Origin of the sequence: Neopoerus faecalis, from assembly GCF_029218125.1 — a bacterium.
GTDB lineage: Bacteria > Bacillota > Clostridia > Oscillospirales > Oscillospiraceae > Oscillibacter > Oscillibacter faecalis_A.
The window spans coordinates 158,429-182,884 of sequence record NZ_JARFXX010000006.1; the positions used below are offsets into that span (position 1 = coordinate 158,429).

Annotated in this window: 22 protein-coding genes, 1 tRNA gene, 1 other RNA gene, 1 pseudogene and 1 riboswitch; of the genes and pseudogenes, 11 read left to right on the forward strand and 14 right to left on the reverse strand. The window is 56.9% G+C overall.

Features of this window, described 5'->3' with window-relative positions; translation table 11 throughout:
• Window positions 1-18: 18 nt before the first annotated feature.
• Complete coding sequence (gene efp / locus PY311_RS08880; RefSeq protein ID WP_286148326.1) at window positions 19-585, forward strand: elongation factor P; 567 nt, start codon at window positions 19-21, stop codon at window positions 583-585.
• Window positions 586-651: 66 nt separating this feature from the next.
• Window positions 652-1,101: a CD1247 N-terminal domain-containing protein gene (locus PY311_RS08885; RefSeq protein ID WP_286148327.1), complete on the forward strand. Its 450-nt coding sequence runs from the start codon at window positions 652-654 to the stop codon at window positions 1,099-1,101.
• Between the two features lie 148 nt (window positions 1,102-1,249).
• Here PY311_RS08885 and PY311_RS08890 read toward each other — a convergent pair whose 3' ends face one another.
• The 5 genes from PY311_RS08890 to PY311_RS08910 form a co-directional block, all read right to left on the reverse strand.
• Window positions 1,250-1,981, reverse strand: a complete 732-nt coding sequence (locus PY311_RS08890) for a DUF554 domain-containing protein (RefSeq protein ID WP_286148328.1) — start codon at window positions 1,979-1,981, stop codon at window positions 1,250-1,252.
• 4 nt (window positions 1,982-1,985) lie between these two features.
• Complete coding sequence (locus PY311_RS08895) at window positions 1,986-2,711, reverse strand: tRNA threonylcarbamoyladenosine dehydratase (protein WP_434059939.1); 726 nt, start codon at window positions 2,709-2,711, stop codon at window positions 1,986-1,988.
• A 102-nt stretch (window positions 2,712-2,813) separates the two neighbouring features.
• Window positions 2,814-4,367 carry a peptidylprolyl isomerase gene (locus PY311_RS08900; protein WP_286148330.1) on the reverse strand — a complete coding sequence of 518 codons (1,554 nt, stop codon included), beginning with the start codon at window positions 4,365-4,367 and terminating at the stop codon, window positions 2,814-2,816.
• A 218-nt stretch (window positions 4,368-4,585) separates the two neighbouring features.
• Window positions 4,586-4,785: non-coding RNA, 6S RNA (gene ssrS / locus PY311_RS08905), on the reverse strand.
• A gap of 28 nt (window positions 4,786-4,813) precedes the next feature.
• Window positions 4,814-5,101 carry a DUF1292 domain-containing protein gene (locus PY311_RS08910; protein ID WP_286148331.1) on the reverse strand — a complete coding sequence of 96 codons (288 nt, stop codon included), beginning with the start codon at window positions 5,099-5,101 and terminating at the stop codon, window positions 4,814-4,816.
• A gap of 293 nt (window positions 5,102-5,394) precedes the next feature.
• Between PY311_RS08910 and PY311_RS08915 the strand changes: the two genes are divergently transcribed.
• Window positions 5,395-8,094: a transglycosylase domain-containing protein gene (locus tag PY311_RS08915; RefSeq protein ID WP_286148332.1), complete on the forward strand. Its 2,700-nt coding sequence runs from the start codon at window positions 5,395-5,397 to the stop codon at window positions 8,092-8,094.
• Between the two features lie 181 nt (window positions 8,095-8,275).
• Here the strand turns inward: PY311_RS08915 and PY311_RS08920 are convergent, their stop codons facing one another.
• The gene (locus PY311_RS08920) at window positions 8,276-9,163 is read right to left on the reverse strand and encodes a 4Fe-4S cluster-binding domain-containing protein (protein ID WP_286148333.1); all 888 of its coding nucleotides are present in this window, start codon (window positions 9,161-9,163) and stop codon (window positions 8,276-8,278) included.
• Between the two features lie 273 nt (window positions 9,164-9,436).
• On the opposite strand from PY311_RS08920, the gene PY311_RS08925 reads away from it, so the two are divergent.
• The 5 genes from PY311_RS08925 (at window position 9,437) to PY311_RS08945 (ending at window position 13,377) form a co-directional block, all read left to right on the forward strand.
• On the forward strand, window positions 9,437-10,357 hold the full coding sequence (locus PY311_RS08925; protein ID WP_286148334.1) for a M23 family metallopeptidase: 921 nt from the start codon (window positions 9,437-9,439) through the stop codon (window positions 10,355-10,357).
• Window positions 10,341-10,922, forward strand: a complete 582-nt coding sequence (locus PY311_RS08930) for a zinc metalloprotease (RefSeq protein ID WP_286148335.1) — start codon at window positions 10,341-10,343, stop codon at window positions 10,920-10,922. The genes PY311_RS08925 and PY311_RS08930 overlap by 17 nt, the downstream gene beginning before the upstream one ends.
• A gap of 138 nt (window positions 10,923-11,060) precedes the next feature.
• On the forward strand, window positions 11,061-12,362 hold the full coding sequence (locus tag PY311_RS08935; protein WP_286148336.1) for a chloride channel protein: 1,302 nt from the start codon (window positions 11,061-11,063) through the stop codon (window positions 12,360-12,362).
• Window positions 12,363-12,416: 54 nt separating this feature from the next.
• Complete coding sequence (locus tag PY311_RS08940; RefSeq protein WP_286148337.1) at window positions 12,417-13,136, forward strand: DUF421 domain-containing protein; 720 nt, start codon at window positions 12,417-12,419, stop codon at window positions 13,134-13,136.
• 43 nt (window positions 13,137-13,179) lie between these two features.
• Window positions 13,180-13,377 (forward strand): hypothetical protein, encoded by a 198-nt coding sequence (locus PY311_RS08945; RefSeq protein WP_286148338.1) that lies wholly within the window; start codon window positions 13,180-13,182, stop codon window positions 13,375-13,377.
• Between the two features lie 22 nt (window positions 13,378-13,399).
• Here PY311_RS08945 and csaB read toward each other — a convergent pair whose 3' ends face one another.
• Window positions 13,400-15,625 (reverse strand): polysaccharide pyruvyl transferase CsaB, encoded by a 2,226-nt coding sequence (gene csaB, locus PY311_RS08950; RefSeq protein ID WP_286148340.1) that lies wholly within the window; start codon window positions 15,623-15,625, stop codon window positions 13,400-13,402.
• A 114-nt stretch (window positions 15,626-15,739) separates the two neighbouring features.
• Here csaB and PY311_RS08955 point away from each other — a divergent pair, with 114 nt between their 5' ends.
• Entirely contained in the window at window positions 15,740-16,231 is a 492-nt protein-coding gene (locus tag PY311_RS08955; RefSeq protein ID WP_286148341.1) for a DUF4330 family protein, read from the forward strand.
• A 52-nt stretch (window positions 16,232-16,283) separates the two neighbouring features.
• Here the strand turns inward: PY311_RS08955 and PY311_RS08960 are convergent, their stop codons facing one another.
• On the reverse strand, window positions 16,284-16,919 hold the full coding sequence (locus PY311_RS08960) for an ECF transporter S component (RefSeq protein WP_286148342.1): 636 nt from the start codon (window positions 16,917-16,919) through the stop codon (window positions 16,284-16,286).
• A 105-nt stretch (window positions 16,920-17,024) separates the two neighbouring features.
• Window positions 17,025-17,149, reverse strand: a riboswitch (FMN riboswitch).
• A 123-nt stretch (window positions 17,150-17,272) separates the two neighbouring features.
• Between PY311_RS08960 and PY311_RS08965 the strand changes: the two genes are divergently transcribed.
• Window positions 17,273-17,782: an SLOG family protein gene (locus PY311_RS08965; RefSeq protein ID WP_286148343.1), complete on the forward strand. Its 510-nt coding sequence runs from the start codon at window positions 17,273-17,275 to the stop codon at window positions 17,780-17,782.
• 21 nt (window positions 17,783-17,803) lie between these two features.
• Here the strand turns inward: PY311_RS08965 and PY311_RS08970 are convergent, their stop codons facing one another.
• Window positions 17,804-18,493 (reverse strand): YjjG family noncanonical pyrimidine nucleotidase, encoded by a 690-nt coding sequence (locus tag PY311_RS08970; protein WP_286148344.1) that lies wholly within the window; start codon window positions 18,491-18,493, stop codon window positions 17,804-17,806.
• A gap of 192 nt (window positions 18,494-18,685) precedes the next feature.
• Here PY311_RS08970 and PY311_RS08975 point away from each other — a divergent pair.
• Window positions 18,686-18,762, forward strand: a tRNA-Arg gene (locus PY311_RS08975).
• A gap of 117 nt (window positions 18,763-18,879) precedes the next feature.
• On the opposite strand, the gene PY311_RS08980 is transcribed toward PY311_RS08975, so the two are convergent.
• The 5 genes and pseudogenes from PY311_RS08980 to PY311_RS09000 all read right to left on the reverse strand — a co-directional run.
• Window positions 18,880-20,052: a tyrosine-type recombinase/integrase gene (locus PY311_RS08980; RefSeq protein WP_286148345.1), complete on the reverse strand. Its 1,173-nt coding sequence runs from the start codon at window positions 20,050-20,052 to the stop codon at window positions 18,880-18,882.
• A gap of 128 nt (window positions 20,053-20,180) precedes the next feature.
• Complete coding sequence (locus tag PY311_RS08985) at window positions 20,181-21,386, reverse strand: tyrosine-type recombinase/integrase (protein ID WP_286148346.1); 1,206 nt, start codon at window positions 21,384-21,386, stop codon at window positions 20,181-20,183.
• 2 nt (window positions 21,387-21,388) lie between these two features.
• Entirely contained in the window at window positions 21,389-22,843 is a 1,455-nt protein-coding gene (locus PY311_RS08990) for a relaxase/mobilization nuclease domain-containing protein (protein WP_286148348.1), read from the reverse strand.
• A gap of 5 nt (window positions 22,844-22,848) precedes the next feature.
• Window positions 22,849-23,154, reverse strand: coding sequence for a MobC family plasmid mobilization relaxosome protein (locus PY311_RS08995; protein WP_286148349.1), 306 nt, complete (start codon window positions 23,152-23,154; stop codon window positions 22,849-22,851).
• Window positions 23,155-23,620: 466 nt separating this feature from the next.
• A pseudogene (locus PY311_RS09000) lies at window positions 23,621-24,316 on the reverse strand (AAA family ATPase); the annotation flags it as partial.
• Window positions 24,317-24,456 lie beyond the last annotated feature (140 nt).

Sequence of the window (24,456 nt, forward strand, 5' to 3'; positions counted from 1 at the left end):
TGTGAGGAGGATTTAACTATGCCTATTTCCGCAGGCGATTTCCGCAAGGGTGTTGTTTTTGAGATGGACGGTAAGCCCATGCTGGTGGTGGACTTCCAGCACGTGAAGCCCGGCAAGGGCGCTGCCTTTGTCCGCACCAAGTACAAGAACGTGATGACCGGTGCTATCCGTGAGGAGTCCTTCAACCCCAGCGCCAAGTTTGAAAACGGCACTGTGGAGCGCAGAAACGCCGAGTACAGCTACAACGACGGCGATCTGTACTATTTCATGGACCCGGAGACCTATGACATGACCCCGCTGAACAAGGACGTTCTGGGCGACAGCTTCCAGTTTGTCAAGGAGAATACCATGTGCACGCTGGTGAGCTATAAGGGCAATGTGTTCAGCGTGGAGGCTCCTAACTTCATGGAGCTGGAGGTCACCGCTACCGAGCCCGGCGTGAAGGGCGATACCGCCACCAACGTCACGAAGCCCGCTACGCTGGAGACCGGTGCGATCATCAAGGTGCCCCTGTTTATCAACGAGGGCGAGAAGATTCAGGTGGATACCCGCACCGGCGAGTATCTGGGCCGCGTCAAGGAGTAAGCCGAAAGGGGGGACTGCAGTCCCCCCTTTATTTCCCAACATGATATTTTGAAAGGAGCGATCACGATGGAGATCACTGAGAAAGTTGCTTATCTAAAGGGCCTTATGGAAGGCATGAAGCTGGATACCGAGTCCAACGAGGGAAAAATTCTCTCCGCCATGGCCGATATCTTAGAGGATATCAGTCTGGAGCTGGAGGACCTGTGGGATTCTCAGACAGAGCTGGAGGACGGTCTGGACGTTGTCAGCGACGATCTGGAGGACGTTGAGGACGCTGTGTACGGCGAGGATGATGACGAGGACGAGTCCTTTGACAATGAGTATTATGAGGACGATGCCGAGGAGGACGAGGACTGCTACGCTACCACCTGCCCCACCTGCGAGGAGACCATCTATTTTGATGAGTCCGTGCTGGAGGATGGCGAGGTCATCTGCCCCAACTGCGGCGAAAAGCTGGAGTTTGACATGAGCTCTCTGGAGGAAGACAACGGAGAGGACAACGGCAATCAGGAGTAAGCCGTATCCGGCGCGGAGCGGTTGCTCTGTATGAATGCTTAACCTGATTTAAAATGAAGCCCCGGCAGGTCATCGGAAACGATGACCTGCCGGGGTTTTTACTTTTATGCAATGTCCGCTTTGAAATTGCTCTTTACGGTCAGGAGATTTACATAAACAGGCAGAGCAAAATCGGGAGAAAAATGGCGGGGACCAGATTCATGATCTTGATTTTTGACGCCACCAGCATATTCAGTCCCAACGCCACAATGAGCAGAGAGCCGACACAGGTCATCTCCGCGATTACACTATCGCTGAGCAGGGGGGCCAGCAATCCGGCTGCAAGGGAGATCGTCCCCTGATAGAGAAAGATTGCCGCGGCGGAAAAGAGAACGCCGATCCCAAGAGACGAGGCGAAAACAATGGCGGCAATTCCGTCTATCACGGCCTTGGCTTTCAGAGTATCGTAGTTGCCGGTGAGGCCGTTTTCCAGCGACCCGACAATGGCCATGGCGCCTACGCAGAACAGCAGGGAAGCGGTCACAAAACCGTCTGCCACGCTGGGGGAGCCTTCGTCCGTATGGACGAGGCGTGCGGTTTTCTTTTGTACCCAGTCGCCGAGGGCGTGCATTTTGGCATCCAAGTCCAGCAGTTCGCCGATAACGGCGCCCAGCGCAATAGAGATGATGATCACCAGCGTATTTTCCCCCTTGAGACTGCCGCTGATGCCGATGTAGAGGACGCACAGTGCCATGCCCTGCATTACAAGGGCCTGAAGCCGCCCACCAAGGCTGTCAGCGGACACGTCGTCGGCGGAGTGCTTGGTGACGGCCTGTATGGCAAGCCCAATCAGAGAGCCTGCGACAATGGCAAGCGTGTTGATAATGGTTCCGGTTAACATAGCATTATCCCTCTCGACTGATAAGCTCCCGCACAACTTTGCTGCCCATCAGCAGACCGGCCGTGGCCGGGACCCACGGATTGCTGGCGGGAACACTGCGGCGTCCCGGCGGCGGGGCCTCCAGTTGGAGAGTGGGGGCCGGTTCCTCCGGGGAAAAGACAACGGTTTGGTGCTGAATCCCCCGGCTTCGCAGTTCCCTTCGCATGACCCGCGCCAGCGGACAGCCATAGGTTTCGGAAATATCCGCCAGCCGCAGCAGGAAGGGGTCCAGCTTGTTGCCGGTTCCCAGCGCCATGATGAGCGGGATGTGCAGCCGCCGGGCAGTCTCAGCCAAATCCAGCTTGCAGCTCACAAGGTCAATGGCATCTACGATGTAATCATAGTGGCAGCCCTCCGGGAAGAAGAGTGCCCGGTTATCGGCATTGTACAGCGCCTGCATGGGGTGCAGGACCGCCTCCGGATTGATTTCAGCGATGCGCCGGGCTACGGCCTCGGCCTTTGGCAGTCCAATGGTAGAGGACAGGGCCTCTAACTGCCGGTTCAGGTTGGACAGAGCCACCGTGTCTCCGTCCACCAGCGTCAGCTCTCCGATGCCGGAGCGGGCCAGACATTCGGCCACATAGCTGCCGACACCGCCCAGCCCGAATAAAATCACATGGGCACGGGCGAGACGGGCCTGCCCCTCCTTGCCCCAGAGCATTTCATTTCTTAAAAAACGTGCGTCCATCATTTGCTCCCGCCTGCCTTTGGACAGGCTTTTATCAGAAATAAAGCGGGGCCGACTGATCATCAGCCAGCCCCGGTGATTAAAGATTTAAAGGGGAATATAAGATCAGCTGACGAACTTCATGCCGAAGTTCTTCTGCTCCGTTACGGCGTCCTTGGTCAGCTCCTCGTTCCACTTGTTTGTGTCCTCGGTCTGGAGGTTGTCCGTCACAGCAGCGGCCCAAGCGGGCAGGTCCGTACCGACAAAGTACATGACATGGGAGCCGTAGGTGGTGTCCACCACATCGGTGTCGCCGCTCTTGCGGGAGGAGTCAAAGCACCAGTCATTAAAGGCTTCAACCATCTGACCCTTGGTGATGCGGGCGTACAGGCCGCCGGTATACTTGGAGCCATCGGCGGAATCCTCCATTGCCAGCTTGGCAAAGGAATCCTCAGTAGCGTCACCGGCCTTCCACTCAGCCAGAATTTCTTCAGCCTTGGTGCGGGCGGCGGCCTTCAACTCCTCCTGCTCGGCATCATAGCCCTCGTCATCAGTGGACAGGGTGCCGCTCTCGGGCTGAATGAGGATGTGGCGCACATCCACGGTGTTGTATTCCTCGCGGCCGCAGCTGTGGAACAGAGCCACATAGTAGCTGCTGCCGACCTCCAGAACGGCGGTATCGCCGCTCTTGCGGGCGCCGTCGAACAGCCAGTTGCCGGTGGTGCCATCGTAGTAGGTGGTGCTGTCGCTGCTGTAATAGCTGGCCTTTTCATAGTTGCCGGCGGCACTTTCCAGAGAGGTACCGGCCTTGTAGGCTGCCAGAATCTTATCGGCGGTCTCCTTGGCGGCAGCCTTCGCGGCTTCGGTTTCCTCATCCGTGGGCTGAACGGTGTTGCCATCGGCGTCCGTAGTGCTCTCAGCGGCGCCGCTGACAACCACATACTCCCAAGAGGCCTTGTCATAGGTCTTGGTATCGGCCTGATAGGCTTCCTCCAACTGCTCATCGGTATAGGTCAGCCGGTCGGCATAGGCGTTGGCGTAATCCTGATACTGCAGGAGCTTCAGAACCTGCTGGCCGTAGACCTTTTCCGTCATGGTGCTGCCGAGATTCTGCTGGAGGTACTTATTGACGGACATACCGCTGGAAGTGGCGGCGGTCTTCAGAGAGTCCATAGAGTCCTGATACTGGGCCTGCACACTGTCCGGGAACTGGTAGCCCTCCGCCTTGGCAGCCTCCAGACCCTTTTGGATGGTGGTCATCTGATGGATGGCGTTATCCATCATGTAATCAAACCAGGAGGAGCCCTCCTCCACGCCCATCATAGATGCGGCCGTGGCGTTGATGGTCTGATTTTTCAGGGAGGAGCTGGTGTCCAGTCCCAGATAGCTGATGAAATAAGAATTGCTGCTCAAAAAGCTGCGGTAGACATTCTGATAATAGAAGTTCACCTCGGCGGCGCTGTACTTCTGTCCGTCAATGGTCACGGCGGTGGCGGTGCGGTTGACAATGCCGGATTTCCAAACCAGAGACACCACGGCCAGCACCACAAATACCACGGCAATCAGACCGTACAGGAAATTGCTGCGCTTTTCCGCCTTCTGCTTTTCAATCTCCATGGCGGTCTTGGGCGTTTCGGAAATGGCGTCCTTTCGCGTTTTCTTTTCGTTCGATGCGCTCATTTTTGTTGTTCATCCTCTCAAATTCAATGGTTCTTCCGTTGCGGCAGAGCCGAACGGCGCCGCTGCATACCGATTTATTATACTGGATTGGACGGCGATATGCAAGAGCCAGATTATGTCCGCGTTCGGCAGGGCATGACCCGACTTTTAAAAGTATAGCAAAGTTATCTGAAAATAGTCTGAAAAAACGGACTGCAAAGCAGTCCGTTTTGATATTCATGTGCCCCGCGGCGGCCGTGTAGACCTCGTTATAACCTGCACCTTCAAGCACAGGTGGGTTGCTTCCAGTATGCTTTACCGCTTCCAACTTCCAGCCGCAAACAGCAGCCGGGAGGCCTGCGAGCCACATACTGAGGCGGCATCCCGAATAACGAAATGTGGGTTAAAAAAAGATCTATCACGCACCCCGCAGGGCATGGTGTCAGTTTTCCCGGACAGGGAGGCGGTTATTCCTCCTCGTCATCAAACAGCAGCTCCATGAACTGCTCGTATACGGCCTCCAGCTCCTCGTCGGAATCCAGCGTGGAGAGCATATCCTCGCCATCCTCATGGATGACCTTCAGAATGACCAGACCGTTATCGGGGTCATCCTCGTTTTCATCCTCGGTTTCGGCGGGGAAGAAGGCCTGATACATCTGGCCGTTATATTCCAGAGTATCCACAAATTCAAGGACCAGCTCCTTGCCGTCCTCGTCAGTTACGGTAATAAAGGTGGGGCCGAATTCTTCACTCATCTCGTTTACCCTTTCTCAGACCGGGCACCAAAGCGGCGCACGGTGATTTGATGCTATTGTAGCGGAAAGCAGCAGACTTTGCAAGAGCAAAAGAGATGAAAAACGGTGGAAGTTTTGCAGCCGGACGTTAAGAAAACAAAGAGTTTTCCAAAAAACGGAGCAGTACGGAAACTTTTTGGCAGGAGAAACCGACATTTTTAAGGTTGACAGGGGATGATATAATATCTCTGATAATGGTGTAGTATGCAGCCATTCCTATATGGCGCTTTGAGTAATGCAAAAAGGAGGTCCTCATGGACGAGAGAAGAAGCCCGCGGGCACAGGAGCCGGTCGGACATCCCCGGAAGCAGCGGAGAAACCGGACCGCTGGCGCGGCCAAGGGTATTTTAATGACGGTGCTGACGCTGATGTTGGTGGGTGTGTGCACCGTGGCGATGCTGTTCGGCATTTTTATGAAGTATGTCAATACATCCCTGCTGCCAACACTGGATGTGAAGGCAGAGGATTACACCATGGCCCTGAGCTCCGTGGTGTACTACCAGAACCGGGACAGCGGCGAGTGGGTGGAGTTCCAGAAGGTCCACGGACAGGAAAACCGCGTCTGGGTGGACATCGGCGATATGGCGCCGGGACTGTGGGAGGCGGCAGTCTCCATTGAAGATGAGCGCTTCTTCAGCCACCACGGCGTAGACTGGAAGCGGACGCTGGGCGCAACGGTGACGATGCTTACCGGCGGCAATGACAGCTACGGCGGCTCCACCATTACCCAGCAAATGCTGAAAAACATGACCGGCGAAAATCAGAACACCATCAACCGTAAGGTCAAGGAGATTTTCCGAGCGCTGGAATTTGAAAAGAATTACACCAAAACGCAAATCTTAGAGCTGTACCTGAATATGATCTACCTTGGCAGCGGCTGCAACGGTGTACAGACCGCCGCGGAATATTACTTCGGCAAGGACGCTAAGGATTTGACTGTGGCGGAGAGCGCCTGCATCATCGCCATCACCAATAACCCGTCCCTATACAACCCCAAATATGAACGGACGTACACCCGCAAGGACGGTACAACCATTACGCCCCGGGAGCTGAACAAGCAGCGGCAGGAGACCATCCTGAAGAAAATGACGGAGGTTGTCAATCCCGACACCGGCAAGCCTTACCTGACAAAAGAGGAATATGAGGCCGCCAAGGCGGAGCCGCTGAACTTCACAGATACCTCCGGCGATGCCAGCAGCGTCATCAAGCAGACGGACGGTGTTGAGATCAACAACTGGTTCGTTGAGCAGCTCATCAAGGATGTGACGAATGATCTTGCGGAGGCCAAAGGCATCTCTTATGAGGCGGCGCAGCGGCTTGTGAACAACAGCGGCTACCAGATCTACTGCACGATGGATCTGGACATCCAGAGAATTGCCGAAAGCGTTTATGAGAATACGGACAACCTGAATATTCACTCCGCGAAGGGTAAGCAGCTTCAGTCCGGTATTACCATCATGGACCCCTATACGGGCAACATCGTTGCCATGGTGGGCGCAGTGGGGGCCAAGACCCAGAACCTTGTGGATAACTACGCGGTGCAGAAGCATCAGGTGGGCTCCTCTATCAAGCCGCTGACGGTGTATTCCGCCGCGCTGGATGCCGGAGCCGTGACCCCGGCCACCACGTTTGATAACTACCCCGTCGAGCTGTTGAACGGTACGCCGTGGCCCAAGAACTCCCCCAATACCTACACCGGCCGGACCATGATCGGCGAGGGCGTCCGCCGCTCCATCAATACCATCGCCGTGCAGACCGTGCAGGCGCTGGGGGTGGCGGAATCCTACGCTTACGCCACGGAGAAGCTGGGGCTGAGCCTTGTGCCGGAGGATATGGCTGTTTCGCCCCTGGGCATGGGCGGTCTGACCTACGGCTTGAGCACCGTGGAGATGGCGGCGGCCTTTTCTGCCTTTGCCAACAACGGCGTTTATAATTCCCCCAAGATGTACACCGAGGTCCGGGACAGCAACGGCGAGGTGGTCCTGAAAAACGAGGGTGAGACCCACGTTGCCATGAAGGAGACCACCGCATACCTCATGAACCAGATGCTCACCAGCGTGGTCAACGCCGGTACCGGCACCTCCGCCAAGTTCAGCGGCATGACCATCGCCGGTAAGACCGGTACCACCGATGACAGCCGCGTGCGCTACTTTGTGGGCTATACGCCCTACTACTGCGCAGCGGTGTGGACAGGCTATCCCTCCACCAACGAGAAAATTTCCGCCTCCGGCAACCCGGCTATTACCATGTGGAAACCGGTCATGCAGAAAATTCACGAAAATCTGGCCAATAAGAGCTTTTCAAAACCCTCCAGTGGTCTGGAAACGGTGCGGGTCTGTTCTGACAGCGGCAAGCTGGCAACGGACGCGTGTGCCTCCGATATCCGGGGCAGCCGAATCGTTGAGGTCACAGTGGCATCGGGGACTGCTCCCACCGAGTCCTGCGATATGCACGTTTTCGTGGATTACTGTACTGAGGGCAAATGTCTTGCCACGGATAGCTGCCCGTCCTCTGCGGTTAAGCAGGTAGCCGTGCTGGACTTTGAGCGGGAGGAGTATTTCCGGGCAAACGGGACTCGCTACGCATCCATCACAACGGACAGCGCCAAGAACCCGGACAGTATGTTCCACCTGATCGAAATGAAGCGGGCCATCGGGCTGGAGCCCACGCCCACGGCGAATGGCGGCGAGACCTATCCCGCAGTCATCGGCTGTCCGGTCCATGCCGGGATGACGCCGGAGGATCCCGACCATTCCAGCGGAGAGGCCGAGGATCCCAATGACCCCAATTACAATCCGCCCACGGAGGACCCCAGCGGGGGCTTTGGAGATGAAAATCTTCCCTCTGAGCCCTCAACGCCTACGGAGCCGACGGTGCCGGTGGACCCGTGGGGCGGAGACCCCAGCGGGGGCTTTGGCGATGCAGGACTTTGGGCGGCCAGTCTGAACCGCTGATACGGCACCGGAACCGAATAGAATATGGAAAAGGACGCCCTGTTCATTTTGAACAGGGCGTCCTTTTTTGCGCTTTTGCAATACAAGCCAGACTTATCAGAAAATGAAATGACTTCGTATGGAAGATAAAAAACAGGCTGACAAATCACACAAGTGATTTGTCAGCCTGAAGCAAATTCGTTTACTTGCGGGGGCCGCCCTCCAGCCACTTGAGGTCATAGGGCTCAAAGGTGACCTTTTTGTAGGCAGGAACATCCATCTTCACACCGGTCCAATCGGAGTGGATATCGCCGTTCTGCTTGATGAGGATATCATAGAGAATATCGTAGGTCACGCCATCTGTAGGGTCGGTCTCCTCAATGGTGGAGTAGGGCAGGGTCTTGTGGTAGGTCAGCTCCATGCCCTTGTAGTCAAAGTGGAAGCCGCAGCGCATCCGGCAGCCATCCAGCCCGGTATAATCGGCAATTTCCTTCAGATCATGGAGAATTTTATCCGGCTCGTAGAGATTTTCCGGCGTGGTTGCCGTGTAATCAAAGCGGAACTGGATGCTGGCGCCGGGAATTTTGCGGAACCGCTCAATAAAGGGAATGAGGTTTTCCTTGGGATAGTCCTTGTAGAGCACGCAGTTGATGCGGAAGGGCACCGGCAGACGGGAGAGCAGAGAGTCATTGGACTCCACCACATAATGCTGCATGTGCCGGGAAACGTTGATGCAGGTGATTTTCTCCTTGTTCCGCTCCGCAAACGCCAGAATGTCATCCTCGGTCTGAAGCTGGGAGACCGGCAGAGTCGTGTTGATGAAGACGCGATGAGTTGTGGGGATAACGTCCAGCATGGTCTGGAGCTTTTCAATATCGGCAAAGGGCTCGCCGCCGGTAAACACAAAATCGCACCGGGGCGTGATGGCGTCCATCCGGCGGATGCTTTCCACGATCTTCTCCAGAGAGAAGCCAGTCATATCACCGTATTCTTCCTTGTTGATGCAGAAAGGGCAGTGATTCTTACAATCGTAAGGAACGAAGATTGTGACGGTCGCGCCGCCCTCTCGGGTTTTGTAGGGATGTTTCATGATATCGATCGGCCTTTCCATTCAAAGGAGAGCGAAAGACTCTCCATAATATAATATTGCAATGCAATTTACTATTTTAATAGATTTTTAACATAAGGTCAAGTGGAAAATGGCGAAAAAAACGAAAAACGGGATAAGGGCGGCGCTCCTGCCAAAGTATACGGACAAAAGGGCGCAGAAAGGCAAGCGAGTAAAATACCCTATGGTATTTTCCGGGGCGGAGGGACATAGATATGGAACCGGAACAGCTCAATTTTGGGAGGAGGCTTGCCTATGTTGACAGGACGGACAGGACGCCGGGTGAGCCCTGCGCCGGGAAAAAGAAAACAGGCGGCGGGATATCGGACAAACAGAAAGGATGCAGGAGGGGCCAAGGGGCAGGCAGGTCTATTGAGGCTGGTGGTCTGCGGGAGCCTTTTTGTACTGCTGGTGGCGGTCAAGCTGCTGCTGCCGGGGAGGATGACAGAGCTTGACCGAACGCTTTCAGCGGCGCTGAATCGGAATATGGACGTCAAGGCTGTGTTCGCGGCGGTAGGGGAGCTGTTTACCCGGGAGGGCGGTGCGGCGTCGGCTGCGGAGGAGGTGTACCGCGCGGTTTTCCAGCCCGAAGTGGGAGAGGCGGACAAAACATCGGCGGACAGCACGGATACGCCGCTGGCGCTGACGGAGCTGAAGGCGCACCGTCTGGCGGATATGCTGCCTGCTGGAGAAAGCGGGGCCGGGGAGGTAGATACAGAGAATCTGGTGCTGTATTCCGATGAGGAGCTGCCGGAAAACGTCAGTATGCGGCAGGCGATTCTGGGCTTTGACCATCAGACGCCGGTGAAGGGAGCGCTGTCCTCCTGCTTTGGCTACCGGCAGCACCCCACAGAGGGTGAGGAACGCTTCCATTACGGTGTGGACTTGGCGGCAGACAGCGGCACCGCCATTGGCTGCTTTGCGGACGGGACCGTGACTGCCGTGGGTGAGAGCAGCAGCTACGGCAAATACTGTACCGTGACCCATGACAACGGCTGTACTACGCTGTATGCCCATTGCAGCCGCATCAGCGTCAGCTCCGGCGCCGCTGTAAAGGCAGGGGAAAAGCTGGGGGAGGTGGGGCAGACCGGCATGGCTACCGGCCCGCACCTGCATTTTGAGCTTCAGAAGGACGGTGTCTACCTCAATCCGGTCTATTATGTGGAAACCGCCTGAGCTGTCGGTCTCCGGCGGCTTTTTTCTGATAGTGGGCTGGTTTGCCGTGAGCTGCGGCGGTGAGGCGGCGCTGCTGGTGCTGTCGGCGGCGCTGCTGCATGAGCTGGGGCATATTCTGGCACTGCGGCTCAGCGGCGCGGGAATCTGCTGGCTGCGAATTAGTGTGCTGGGCGCGATAATGGAAACACGGGGGAATCTGAGCTATGGGCAGGAGCTGCTGTGTCTGCTGGCGGGACCAGGAGCCAATCTGCTGGCGGCGGTTTTGTTCGGGGCTTTGGACTGCGACGGATTGGCAGGTGCCAACGCGGTGCTGTGCCTTTTCAATCTGCTGCCTGTTTTACCTTTGGACGGGGGGACGGTGCTGTATCTGCTGCTGAGTTGGCTGGCAGGACCGCAGGCGGCCTTCTGGGGCAGCCGGTGTATTGGCTGCGCGGCGGCCGCCGCCGTTTGCTGCCTTGCGGTATGGCTCATGTGGCAGACAGGCGGGAGCCTGTGGCTGTTGCCTGCGGCGCTGGGACTGCTGGCGGCGTCAATCGGCGGTCAGCAGCAGGGGAGAACATTTTAGCGATCCTGTCACTTTTGCTTGAAATTTAGCAAATCCTTAACTATAATGACAACGGTGGCTTCCGGGGCGGCAAGGGCCAACGATACGGAGGCATGACAGCCCCGCCGGGATGTCAGAATATGTTGAGGAGAGAGAACCATGAACAAAGGAATGACCCGGACCGCTCTGCGGCGCTGGGGACTATACTGCTGGACGCTTTTGAAGTGGACGGTGGACGCGGCGGCTATCGGCGTAGTCTGCGGCGTGATTGGAACACTGTTCCACTTCGGCGTCCATGAGGTGACCGCGTTCCGGGGGGCGCACCCGTGGGTGCTGTATTGCCTGCCTGCGGTGGGACTGGTCATTGTGGGCTTTTATAAGCTGACAAAAACGGACGGTCTCGGGACAGATGACATCATTGACGCTGTGCATCAGGGAAAAAGGCTGCCCATTTTCCTGCTGCCCGCTATCTTTTTGGGAACGATTTTAACGCACCTGTGCGGCGGCAGCGCCGGACGGGAGGGCGCTGCCCTTCAGATGGGCGGTACGGTGGGCCAATGTATGGGCCGGGTGTTCCATCTGGATGATAAGGACCTGCGGGTAGCAACGCTGGCGGGCATGGCAGCCTTTTTTTCCGCGCTGTTCGGGACGCCGCTGGCGGCCACGGTATTTGCCATCATGGTCATCAGTATCGGCGTTATTTACCATGTGGCCCTGTATCCCAGTCTGCTGGCGGCGCTGGTGGCCTATGGCGTGTCACTGCATCTCGGCGTGGAGCCGACCCGTTTTTCCGTGGCGATTCCGGCCCAGAGCACAGGGGTGTTTATCCGTGTGGCGGTGCTGGGCGTGCTGTGCGCCGTGGTAGCGATTCTATTCTGCGTGGTCATGCACGGGGCCGGGCACCTGATGAAAAAAATCAAAAGCCCGTGGCTGCGGGTGGCCTGCGGCGGCGTGGCTGTAATCGTACTGACGCTGCTGTTCGGCACGGACTATAACGGCGCGGGCATGGACATTGTAACGGCGGCGGTGGAGCAGGGGATTGTGACGGTCCCGTGGGCGTTTTTATTAAAGCTGCTGTTCACGGCCATTACTTTGGCGGCGGGCTTTAAGGGCGGCGAGGTGGTACCCTCCTTTTTTGTGGGAGCTACCTTTGGCTGTGCTGTGGCGCCGCTGCTGGGACTGCCCGCCGGGTTTGGTGCGGCTGTGGGCCTTGCGGCGGTGTTCTGCGGCGTAACGAACTGCCCGCTGGCGTCCACGCTGCTGGCGGTGGAGCTGTTCGGCGCGGAGGGCCTTTTGTATTTTGCACTGGCCTGCTGCTTGAGCTATATGCTCTCCGGCTATCAGGGCCTCTACTCCAGCCAGACGATTTTGTATTCCAAGCTGAAGGCGCAGTTTATCAACGTCCACACCAACGCGCACCATGCCGGTGAGTTACCGACGGAGGAAGCGCAGGCAAAATAAAAAATGTCCTCCCGCGGCATACTGTAGAAAACAGGTGCCGTGGGAGGTATTTTTATGGATGTGCTGAAAAGCATTGGCCTTGTAAGCCTGACAACGCTGCTGTCACTGGTGGTGCTGTTTTTGCTGACAAAGCTCATGGGAGCCAAGCAGGTATCCCAGATGACGATGTTTGACTATGTGGAGGGAATTACCATCGGCTCTGTGGCGGCGGAACTGGCAACGAATCTGGACGCGCCGCTGAACAGCCTGACAGCACTGGTGCTCTATGGCCTTGCGGCGGTAGGAATCTCTTTGTGGACAAGTCATTCGCTGACAGCCCGCCGCGTTCTGACCGGCAAGCCGCTGGTGCTGCTGGAGGATGGTGTGCTCTACCGGGACAATCTGAAAAAGGCGAAGCTGGACATCAACGAGTTCCTCACGTTTTGCAGAATTGCCGGGTGGTTTGATCTAAACCAGCTTCAAACGGCAATTTTGGAGCATAACGGTGTTGTCAGCTTTCTGCCGAAGGAAACGGACCGGCCCGCTACACCATCGGATTTGGGGCAGACACCGAAAAAAACAGTGGTGCAGACGCCCTTTATCATGGATGGGCGGCTGCTGACCGGCAATATCCGGCAGGCGGGGAAAGAGGAGAGCTGGGTGCACCGGGCGCTGCTTCGGCAGGGCTACCGGGAGGAGCGGGACGTACTGCTGGCTCTATGGGACGGGGGAGAGAAGCTGACCGTGTTTCCCATGGAGCCCTCCGCGCCCAAGGGGCAGACGGAGCGGCTGTAGGGCTGAACCGCGTTCCGAACGCATAGAATAGAGCGGTGATGCTATGAAATGCGGAGCTTCGGACCCACTGGCCATTACCACGGCCATCAATACACTGGCGGTAGCCATTTCGCAAAATCTGGACGATGACGCGCTGGCGTGGCTGACAGCGGTGCTGGTGCAGCTCAGCGGCTCTCTGACCATGATCGCCGTGCAGCGCAGTCTATGCCAGAATGAGGAAAAATCGGAACAGACGGAGTGAGAACCCATCTGTTCCGATTTTTTTAAGATTGAAGCAGGCGGCGGGCGGTGTCCACATTGACCTGCTCCGTCTGCCGAAGATTTTCCACAGCGGCGGCCTGTGCCTCGGCAGAGACAGGCGCTGCGGCCATGGAGTCGATCATGGCGGTCAGGTCCCCAAGGGTCAGGGTATCCAGCGCCCGGAAATTCTCCTGTCCGATATAGCGAAGGAATGCGGAGACCTTGGGATCGTACACAACACCGGCAAGGGGAACTCCTTGTCCAGCCGCAAATATCAAGGCATGGAGCCGCATGGACACCACGACCCGCATTCGGCTGAGCGCGCCGATGATGGTGCTGGCGTTTCCGGCGTCATCCAAAAAGTAGTGGGGGATATCCAGCCCGGCCGCAGCCAACCGACCCGCGCCGGGGTCCAGATGCTTCTCCACGGCGGTAAAAACCGGCGTCAGACCATAGGTCTCGTAGGCGTATTTTGCCGCCTGACCGAACAGGGGGGCCTTGTCCGCGAAGCCCTTCCAGTTCCGCAGAGCAAAGCAGAGGTACTTTCCGTGGGGCGGGATACCGGCGCGGAGCAGGACGCTGTCAATTTCGTCCGCTCCGGCGGCGGGAAGCGTCAAAGCCGGGTCGGCGGTCAGCAGGATCTCCGGCTTCGTCACGCCCATGGACTGAAGCTCCTTCAAAGAATCCGGCTCCCGGAGAGTAATGACATCCACGCAGGCGTTCAGCACGTTGGAGGCCAGCCGGCGGTGCTCCTCCCGCAGTACAGGGCCGATGCCGCAGCCATACATCTGCACCTTGCAGCCAGATTTGTGCGCCGCCCGGATGTTGTGGAGATAGAACCAGAGGGAGCGCCGGGAGGTCACATCCTGAATGAGACTGCCGCCGCCGTTGATATAAAGGCGGGCACGGCGCATGGCGGCCTTCCACGCGAGAATATCCATGCGGCCCACCGTGCGGACTCGGTAGGTCAGGCGGGTGGCCTTGGGGTCCTTGCTCAGCACCGTGATAGGCATATCCGGGTCAATGGAGCGCATTTCCTGCAAAATGGCCTCCAAAATGGCGTCATCACCGGCATTGCCCCGGCCATAGGCACCGCAGATCACTACACCGTCCCGCTCCTTGGCAGGGCGGTTATGGCGGCGAAGAATTTCCCGGTAAATGTGAAGCTGGGTATCCACTGTGCTTTGAATGGAGAATTTGGAGGAGGCTTTTTCATAGAGCCGCTTACCCATTTCATGCCGCAGACTGTCATTGCTGCCAAGTGCCGCCAGATAGGAGCCCAGCGCTTCCCAATCACCGGCTGTAAAGAGATATCCGTTCACATTCTGGTCGATGAGATAGGGGATGCCGCCCACGGCGGTGGCAACGGTGGCGAGGTGGAAGCGGGCGCCTTCGGTCAGGGCGTAGGGGAAGGTCTCGGAAAGTGAGGTCAGGGCGTTGATGTCCAGCGCGGCGTAGAAGCGGTCCATACCGCCGCTGATCCAGCCGGCGAAGGTGACCTCCTTTTCCACGCCCAGTTCCTTTGCCAGATCCCCCAGCTTCTGCCGCTCCTCACCGTCACCGGCAATGACCAGCCGGAGACGCTTACAGCTTTCATGGGCCTTTGCGAAGCCGCGAATCAGCGTGGACATATCCTTGACCGGGTTTAGCCGCGCTGCAATGCCAATGACTACGCTGTCTGCGTCTACATCGGCCCCCAGTGAGCGGAGGTAGTCGAGACGGTCCCCCTGCGGCGGTGGGGGCGTAAAGTCGATGCCGTTATAAATGGCGTAGAATTTATCGGGCGGGAAGCCCCGGTCAATAAGTAGGTCAACCATGGCGTCCGATACGCCGATGCGGTAGTCCAAATGCCGCAGGGCCCATGCGTTGATGGCGCCGAAGGTCAGCCGGGCAAAGGGACGCCCCATGTAATCCAGCTTATAGTCGCTGTGGACAGTGGACACCACCGGCAGTCCCGTGGGCTTTCGCAGCAGCGCGCCCACCATGTTGGCGCGGCTGCCGTGACAGTGGATAAGCTGATAGCCGCCGTCATGGATGATTTTCGTCAGAGCGCGGCACTGGCGGGGAATATTATTGCCGCCGCAGATCATGGTGGGAATCCCCATGCGCCGCGCCTCCTCGGCAAAGGGACCGTCCCGGAAGCAGACCAGTTGGGCGGTGATGACCTGATTTAAATTTTGCAGCAGGCTCAATACGTGGGTTTTGGCGCCGCCGGAATCACCGCCGCTGATGAGATGGATGACTTTCATAAATGACCACACTTTCAAAAAAGTCCTTGTGAAATGCTGAAAAGTATTATACAATAGACTGCATCGAATGTCTACAGATGAAAAAAACGGGGTTGACCCGTTACGGAGGAAGCTATGGAACAAAAAGCAAAGCGTATCGGAAAGCTGAATATCATTGATCTGCTGGCAATTCTGCTCATTGCGGCGGTACTTGTGTTGGCGGCATGGAAGTTCATCGGACGAAATGGCGACAGTATCGACTATGAACGCCCCCAGACAAAGGTCACCTATCAGGTAAAGGTGGAGGGCGTGGCCCCCGAGCTGTATGAAAATTGTTTAGAGCATCTGCCTTCGCCCCTGATGGCCTCCGGCACATTGGTAGGCGGCCAGATCGAAGTGGTGGAAAAGCAGGATTATCAGGTGTTGGACGCCAACGGAAATTGGGTCACGGACCCGGACCATGTGACGCTGATCTTCACCGTGACCACCACAACGCCCACTGCTGAGGTCATGACCACCAAGGTGGGCGATCAGGAGGTCCGCATCGGCAAAACGGATTACATCTTAAAGAGCGAGTATATCGAGTTTTCCGATGGCACCATCACCAACGTGACTTGGGAGAACTGAAAAAAACACAAAAAAGCAGAGGCGCTGTCCGATTGGACAGCGCCTCTGCTTTTTACTTATGCAGCAGGGGAGAGAGCGGCTTGTAAACAAGGAAGCACAGCGCCACATCCAGCATTCCCTTGCAGAAGGTGAAGGGCATATTGAAAATGGTCAGGCACTTAATCAGGCTGTCCGAGGAGGGGAGAATGGCCTGATACATACCGATGATGGCGTCCAGCGGCAGACCGTAGCACACCACATAGGCGGGGTAGACCAGAAAATAGTTGAAGGGAACGGACAACACCGCCATCAGCGCCGCGCCCAGCACGGAGCCAAGCAGAGCGCCCTTGCGGGACTTGTTGCGCTGATAGAGGAACCCGGCGGAGAAGGAAAAGACGCTGCCCATAATGAAATTGAACAGCTCGCCGACATAGGCGGAGGACGTTCCGTGGAGCAGGGCAAACAGCAGGTTTTTCAGGAACGTTACCGCGATGCCGTACACCGGGCCGAGAGAAAAGGCGGCCAACAGCTCCGGCAGGTCGGAAATGTCCAGCTTGACAAAGGACGGAATCAGGGCCGGGATGGGAAATTCGATGAACATCAGCAAAAAGGCCACAGCGGACAGCATGGCGGTCACAGTGACCTTATGGGTGCGGCTCCGCCCAGCCGCACGGGAGGTGGGGATTGCGTTGACATTGGGTTCAGACATAAAAAAACACTCCTTTTTCTACTTGAAAACACCCCGGATACTTTGACTTCTCCAAGGTGAACAAACAGAAAAGGAGCACGCACAAACAGCGCACGATTTTCCCGTACCTATCTTCTTCCATCCAGACTTTAACTGTTGGTCCCGGAGTTACACCGAGTCAGCGAATGCGAATGCATCCGGTCGCGGACTGTACCGCCAGTGGGGAATTGCACCCCGCCCTGAAGACAAAGATTCAGTTGTTTTCTGTACGTAGTATATAACGCTTTGAGGAAAAATGCAACCCCCAATTTTGGACTTTACAAAAAAGAACGGATGTTCTATAATAAAAACCAAACCTTTGGGGAGGTGAAGCAATGCCCGCCAGACAGAAATCCTGTTGCTTTACGGGGCACCGGCCGGCAAAGCTGCCGTGGGGCTATCGGGAGGAGGACCCGCGCTGCATCACGCTGAAGGCCCGTATTTTCGATGCGGTGACCCTGGCGTGGCAGGAGGGCTACCGCCATTTTATCTGTGGCATGGCGCAGGGCTGCGACCTCTATTTTTGCGAGGCTGTGCTGGCACTGCGGGAGCAGCACCCGGAGATTACGGTGGAGGCCGCGATTCCGTGTCCAACACAGGCTGACTCGTGGCCGGAAACGGAACGGCAGCGTTATCATCGTCTGGTGGCGGCCTGCGACATGGAAACAATGGTTTCCGGGAGCTATTCGCCCAGTTGTATGCAGCGGCGGGACCGTTATATGGTGGACCACTCTATGCTGCTGATCGCCGCGTTTGATGGGAGTGCTGGAGGGACGCGCTATACAGTAGGATATGCGCTGCGGCAGGGAATTGAGATATTTGATGTATCCATCCCGACTGAATAAAATCTATAAAGTAATATAGCTTTACAGTTTTTTCTCCAGAAGCGGAATCAGATCCGAAAGATTTTGAATCACATAATCGGGACGAATGTCTGCCCGTGGTTCCTTGCCGTGGCAGTTAAACCAGACTGTCCGAAGACCTGCATTGTGCCCGCCGCGAATATCCGAGGTCAGGCTGTCACCGACCATGGCCGCTTCTTCAATGCGAAAATTAGGGATAGCGGCAAAACAGGCGTCAAAGAACGCCTTGGAAGGCTTATCGGCCCCAATTTCCTCGGAAATGAAAATGCCTTGAAAATATTTGCGGATGCCGGCGTCATCCAGACGGGGATTTTGCACCGCTGCCGCGCCGTTGGAGGCCAGATACAGACGATATTTTGAGGACAGCTCACGCAAAAGCTGCTCTGCGTCGGGCATAAAGGCGTGCTGCTTGGAGAGAAGGTACTCGTACCGCTGGCACAGGTCGCGCCCCGAATAATGGATGTTCATTTCCCGGAACAGCTGCTCAAAGCGCTGCACCAGAACCTCATCACGGGTGAGGCGGCCCTCCTCCAGTAACTCCCAGCAGGCTTGATTGATGACATGATAACGGTCCAGTACAGCCTGTGTGGGTATGATACCGGCTTCGGAAAGTGCCTGCGAAAGCGCATTGGCCTCTCCAGCGGTAAAGTTTAGAATCGTATCATCCAAATCAAAAAAGATGTATTTCAGCACAGGGACGCCTCCTTATATTGCTTTTCTGTGGCCAGTGTAGCGTATTTCGGCAAATTCCGCAAGCGTCTTTACGGTATATTTCTGGAACTTGCACCTGAAAAACGGTCATTTTTTAAAAAGTTTGAAAAAGGACTTTACATACGAAGAAAAGTTTGGTATACTAATTTGGCTTCAGAAAACCGAATAGCTTATGCGCCCGTAGCTCAGTTGGATAGAGCGTTAGACTCCGACTCTAAAGGCCGCTGGTTCGAATCCAGTCGGGCGTACCAAAAACCGTCTCAAACAATACGTTTGAGACGGTTTTTATATGCGGAAAGTTAGGAGAATTGAAACCCGATTTGACCACTACTGCACATTTTGCGATCCAACTAAGCTATTACGCTATATCATATCTCCAGCATCCCTTGCAGTTCCGCGCTGGCGGCCTTTTTGTTCTTGTCGAAGGCGTGGGTGTAGATGTCCAGCGTGGTGGAGGGCTGGCTGTGGCCGAGGATGCCCGCCACCGTGGCGACATCCGTGCCGCCCGCGATCATCAGACTGGCGGCGGTGTGCCGGAGGGAATGGACGTTCAGCTCCTGCGGTAAGCCGTTCTTCTTGAGGATCAGCTTGAAGCGGTAGGTGAAGGTGGTGGGCGTCATGGGGAGTTGCGCTCCTTGACGGCGGAACAGGAAGTCATCGGTGGTCAGCTGCCGTTGGTCATAGGTTTCGGTGACGTATGCACATTCCTGCCGATACTCCCACAGAAGACTTTCCATCTCAGCGGAGAAGTACACATAGCGGTTGCCCGCGCGGGTCTTGGGTTCCTTGACGAAGATCTCCTCGTCCGTCACCTTGACGGCGTTGCGGCAGATGTGGATGGAACGCTGCTCCCAATCAATGTCGCACCACTTCAGACCGCAGCACTCACCCCGCCGCATTCCCGTGGCGATGATGAGCTTGAAGTAGGTTTCGTACTTGATGCTCTCCCCCTCCAGCGCGGCGATGATCTTCTGCGCCGTTTCCTCGTCCGCGATCTTCTTTTCACACTTGCGACCGGCGTAGCGGTAGGTGCGCCAAGCCGGGTTATGCGAAAGAAAGCCACCCTCCACGGCATCAGAGAGGATGCTGCACAGCGTCGCGTGCACGCCCTCAGTGGTGTACTCGGAGAGTGGCTTTTTCGTTTCAATGCTGATGACTTTTTGCAGCTCTGCGTAGAAATTCCGGAAGTGCTCCGGCCGCAGTTCGGTGAGCTTGTAGTGACCCAGCGCCGGGAGAATACGCTCGATGTCCTGCCGGTCGCGGCGGATGGTGGACTTTGCCAGCTTGCCGGGGGCGATGTCCGTCAGCCACAGGTCGATGTATTTTGCCAGCGTGAGCTGCTGGACGGGCTGCGGCGTGTGGCGGCAGTCACGTTCAAAGAGGACAGCCTGTTCGTTGAGCCACTTTTCGACCTGCCTGGGCGTCAGCTCCTCCGGCGGGTGGACGGTTTTCTGCTGGGGCTTGATGCGCTTGCCGTTGTAGTCATAGCCCATGGAGACCACGATGAGATAGCTGCTGCCACGCTTGCGGATGCTTGCCATAAAAATGACCTCTCTTTCATTTGACCTCGGTACAGTTGAGGCTTATTTTGCAAGCACAACATACCGCAAGCGCATCGGTAAAGCTATCCTTAATTTTGAGGAAAAATGAATTTCTACGAAAGCAACAATCATGCGCTGTGCCGCTTCGGAGAACAGGCGGCGAGATTGAAAATCTGTCCGCCGTCCGGACGGAGCATGGTGAGCATGGAGTCTGCCGCCTGCTCCTTCTGCGCCTGCTGAGGGTGGCAGTAGGTGCGCTCTAAGAAGCCAGTGTCCGAATGCCCCACGAGGTCTGCCACCGTCTGCTTGTCTACACCGCAGTGCAGCAGCGAGGTCACGAAGTAGTGCCGCAGGGTGTGGAGGTGGTACTCCCGCGGAAAGCCAATGGACTCATAGATCTTCCGCAGCCGCTTGGTGAAGGTGTCCGGGTGGATGAGCTGCCCATGCTCGTCGGTGAAGAGGTAGGGACTGAGCTTGCGGCGCTGCTTGTCCGCTTCCATCTGCTTGCGGCGCTTGTAGGTGAGGAGGATGCCCCGCAGGTCGGAGGAGAGATAGACTTCACGGCTCTTGCCGTTTTTGGTGCTGCCTTCCACGATGCCCTTGCCGGGAACGCTGCTGCGGGAGCGGCTGACGGTGAGCAGCAGACCGTTTTGCGTAGCGGTGAAGTCTGACCATTGCAGGGCGCACAGCTCGCCCCGGCGGCAGCCGGTGTACATGGAGAGCAGGTAGAACAGGCGGTAGTGCCGCGGTTCCATTGCCAGCGCGTCCAGCAGCTTCTCCGCCTCGCTTCGCGCGGGGATGCGCTGCACCGTGCGCTGCGGTGTGGGTAGGTCTAACATTCGCGCGGGATTTTTCTCGATGATCTCGTTGCGCTTGGCGTCGCTGAGCACGGCGGAGACCACAGAGAGGTACCGCTGCGCGGTGGATTCGTTGATGAGCTTTCCGCGGTGCTTGCGCTTGCGCAGCTCGGAGAGCATATTTTCCAGCGCCATCGGCCGGAGCTTATTGAGGCGGATGCCGCCGATTATGGGATACACCACCTTCAGCATCCGCCGGTATGCGGCGATGGTGCTGGGGGCGTATTTCGTTTGCCGTTTCAGCCAGAGGGAGGCGAATTCCTCAAAGGTCATCTCACCGTCCTCGGCGTAGCTGGTCTTGAAGCTGCGCTCCAGCTCCTCAGCGGCGTGGGCGACATACTGCCCGATGCCGCGCTTGGGAACGCTGGGCGGGACTTGGATGGTCTTTGCCTTGCTGATCTTTTTGCCGTTGGGCCGGTAGCCGTTGCTGACGGTGATCTTATATCGCCGCTCGTCCAATTGCTTAATGCTTGCCATTTTTAGAGTCCTCCCATCGTTTGCTCATGCTGTTGCTTTTTCTGTTTCTCTTGCGCGGCGTGTTCGTCCAATTTTTCTTTCATCGCCAGAGCTGCGCCCGCGGCGAAGCCAATCGCCGCGCCGAGGTTTTCGGCGGCGATTTTCGCCTCCATGCGCCGCCGCTTTTCCTCGGCGTCCTCATCCTCGTCCATCAATGTCCCCACAGCGGTCAGCCCGACCACGGCGGGGATCAGAGGAACAGGCCGCGGATCGCCGCCGCGCCATACCAACCCGCCAGTGCCGCCGTGCCAAGGATCAGCACCAGCATGATCCACTTGAGGGCCACCAGCAGGCTGAAGTCCGGGAGCCAGTCGATCCACTTGGAAGAATACCGCTCGCTCAGCTTCCCAACCCGTTCCAGCAGTTTGTTCATCTCCGTCAGCGATCTCTGCATCTCCGCCAGAGACTGCTGCACCGGCATCAGGTCGACGCGCGTTCTCAGCTCCGGCAGGGTCTTCCGGATTTCCTCCAGCTCCCAGTTTATTCCGTCTGCCTGCTCCGTCAGCTTGTTCATCGCCTGCGGCAGATCGCACCGGATCACAATGGGCTGGATCGTCTGCGCTGTTTGCTGCGGCGCACTGTTCGGCTGATTCATCCGCTTCAATTCCTCCATCGGTTTCCTCTGCTTGATGGAATTTTCTTTGGACGAGCTTTGCCCGTATTCTGAATTCATGTTCCATGGCCTCCTTGCAATACTTTTCTTCGTGTAATTTGTTGTCACGGCATTTCATGCCGTCCGGTGTGGTGTAGGTGATGTATTTGCGGCTGCTCTCCCAGCACACCGCATAGCCCTCGGATTCCATCAGAGAAACGAAGGCGTCCTTGTCGGCGGCGTATTTCATGCACGCATCGATGGTGTTCATGAGCCGCAGCTTCCAGCTTTGGCCCTTCAGAGCCGTGTGATATTCCGCGCCGCCCATGCCGCGGGCCTGCTGCGCGGTCGGCTCAAAGACCGGCAGGCCCATCTCCTGACAGATCATGTCATTGCGCCGCATCAACTCTTGCAGTTGTTCCTTCGCCATGTGCAGCTTTTTGCCAGTCTCAAAATTGACGGAGTTGATGACGCAGTGGGAGTGGACGTGCTCCCGGTCTACATGGGTGCAGACCAGCACCTCGCAGCCGCCGAAGTATTCCGCCAGCCGCCGCGCAGCTTCGTGAGCCTGCCGGGGATCGACCGCCGCGCCTTTCGGAAAGCTTTGTACCATGTGGTAGAACATCACGCCGCTGTCTTTGTGGTAGAGGAGCTTGGTGTTCAGGAAATCGTCATAGACGTTCTGCGGCTGGCAGTTGATGCCGCTGACGAGCGGCTCGCCCTCCCATGTGGTTTTCTTTTCCTGCATGACATAGAGCATCACGCCGCGCATGACGGCGCGGGACTGTGTGCCCCGCTTGTAGTTCACAAAATGTACGATAGCCATACAGCTCACCGCCCTTCCATGACTGATCGCAACGCGGCGCTGACCTCGGACAGCTCACCGGCAGCTTTTTCCAGACCGATGACCTGCACCTTGCCCATGTTGGCGAGGACGGTGAGGCGGTTGATGTTGCTGCCGATGCCCCTGAGCTGGCGGAGCAGTTCCTTTTGCTTGTCGATGACCACGATTCGTTTGCCGAGACAGCAGGCGGTGACATAGTCGCTCATGGACATGTGGGCCTTCGCCGCCAGCGCCCTGATCTTCTCACGGTCAGCGGACGCCATGCGCGTGCTGAATTTAATATCTTTTTTCATAATCAGTGACCTTTCTGAAATGATTTCTCTCGTCCCCTCGGAGAGCTGGGGTGGCTTCAAGTGGGTCCGGGCTTCTGCCCGAAAATGGGGTGTGGGACCATGCCCCGCCCAGTGCGTTTGGCAGGGCAGCGGCTTCACCGCAGACCAGACAAATGCGATGCTGGCCACCTCCAACGGAGGTGATAAAAGCTCCCGTAAAAGGAAACCTCTGCGCTTATTGGGAACAGCATCCTTCGCGGAAAAATTTGCCATTTACAGCAGAAAAACAAGATGTTTCTTCTGCTGGCTTTCAAGGAATTTTTCTCCCTTCACACAGCGCTATTCTGACATTCCTGTGTGGGGGTATCACTACCCTCGGCGTATGCTTCATGCTGTCGAAACGCTGGGCGCGCAGGGGGCAACGGTGGCTTAATAGCTCCTTGCCGTGTACTCTCTCCCCGTCGGCTCTGCGAGCGCACACAGCGGCTCACACGCCGAAACACGGGGCGTTTTCACCACCCGAGACATCGCCAGGGTCGATAGGGTCAACAGCTTGGGTACCCTGTGCATCGTCACTTTCGGCACGGCGTAGTTCGATGAGCCGCTTTCCGTTGCTGCGGCGTACCACGGCGGAAATACCGATTTTGCTTAGTGCGGCAACGCTTTGCAGGATCAGACGGGATACCTTTTTCGGCGTGATGCCCTCGCTGCCTGCAGGGTCGATCTGCGCGGACAGTTCCGTGGGAGTGCCGATAAATTCCGCACGGTCACGCATCAACTCAGAGAGAAGAATGACGATCCGGCCGCCCAGCAGCTCCGGCTGCGTCCGGCTGTCCGACACCAGCTCCCACACATTTTCCGCGTTGCGCTCCAGCGTCAGCTCACGATATTCAATGTCACGCCCGATGCAGGAGAGTGTTGCCTTGCCGCTGCCGCGCTTGTCCTCCACCAACGTGAAGCTGGAATCCACCGCGCCGCTGATGGCTGTTGTGCCAGAGATGCGGCTGAACACATCGTCGGCAAGCTCCTTCCGCAGATGGTGGATCAGCAGAATGGCAATGCCGTGGGCGTCCGCAATACGCTTCAGTGCGGAGAGGTCACGGTAGTCATTGGCGTAGGTGTTGTCATAACCGGCGCCGCGGATCATTTGCAGCGTGTCAATGATGACCAGCACTGTGTCGGGATGCTCCGCGAGGAGTCAAAACCTCCGGCTAAGCCGGAGGCTTGAGTAAGCCCTATAAGGGCTTTATGCGGACAAAGCCCCTTAAGGGGCCCGAAAAGATTTGCCGATTGCATTGCTTTCTCGGGCTACCCCTTAAGGGG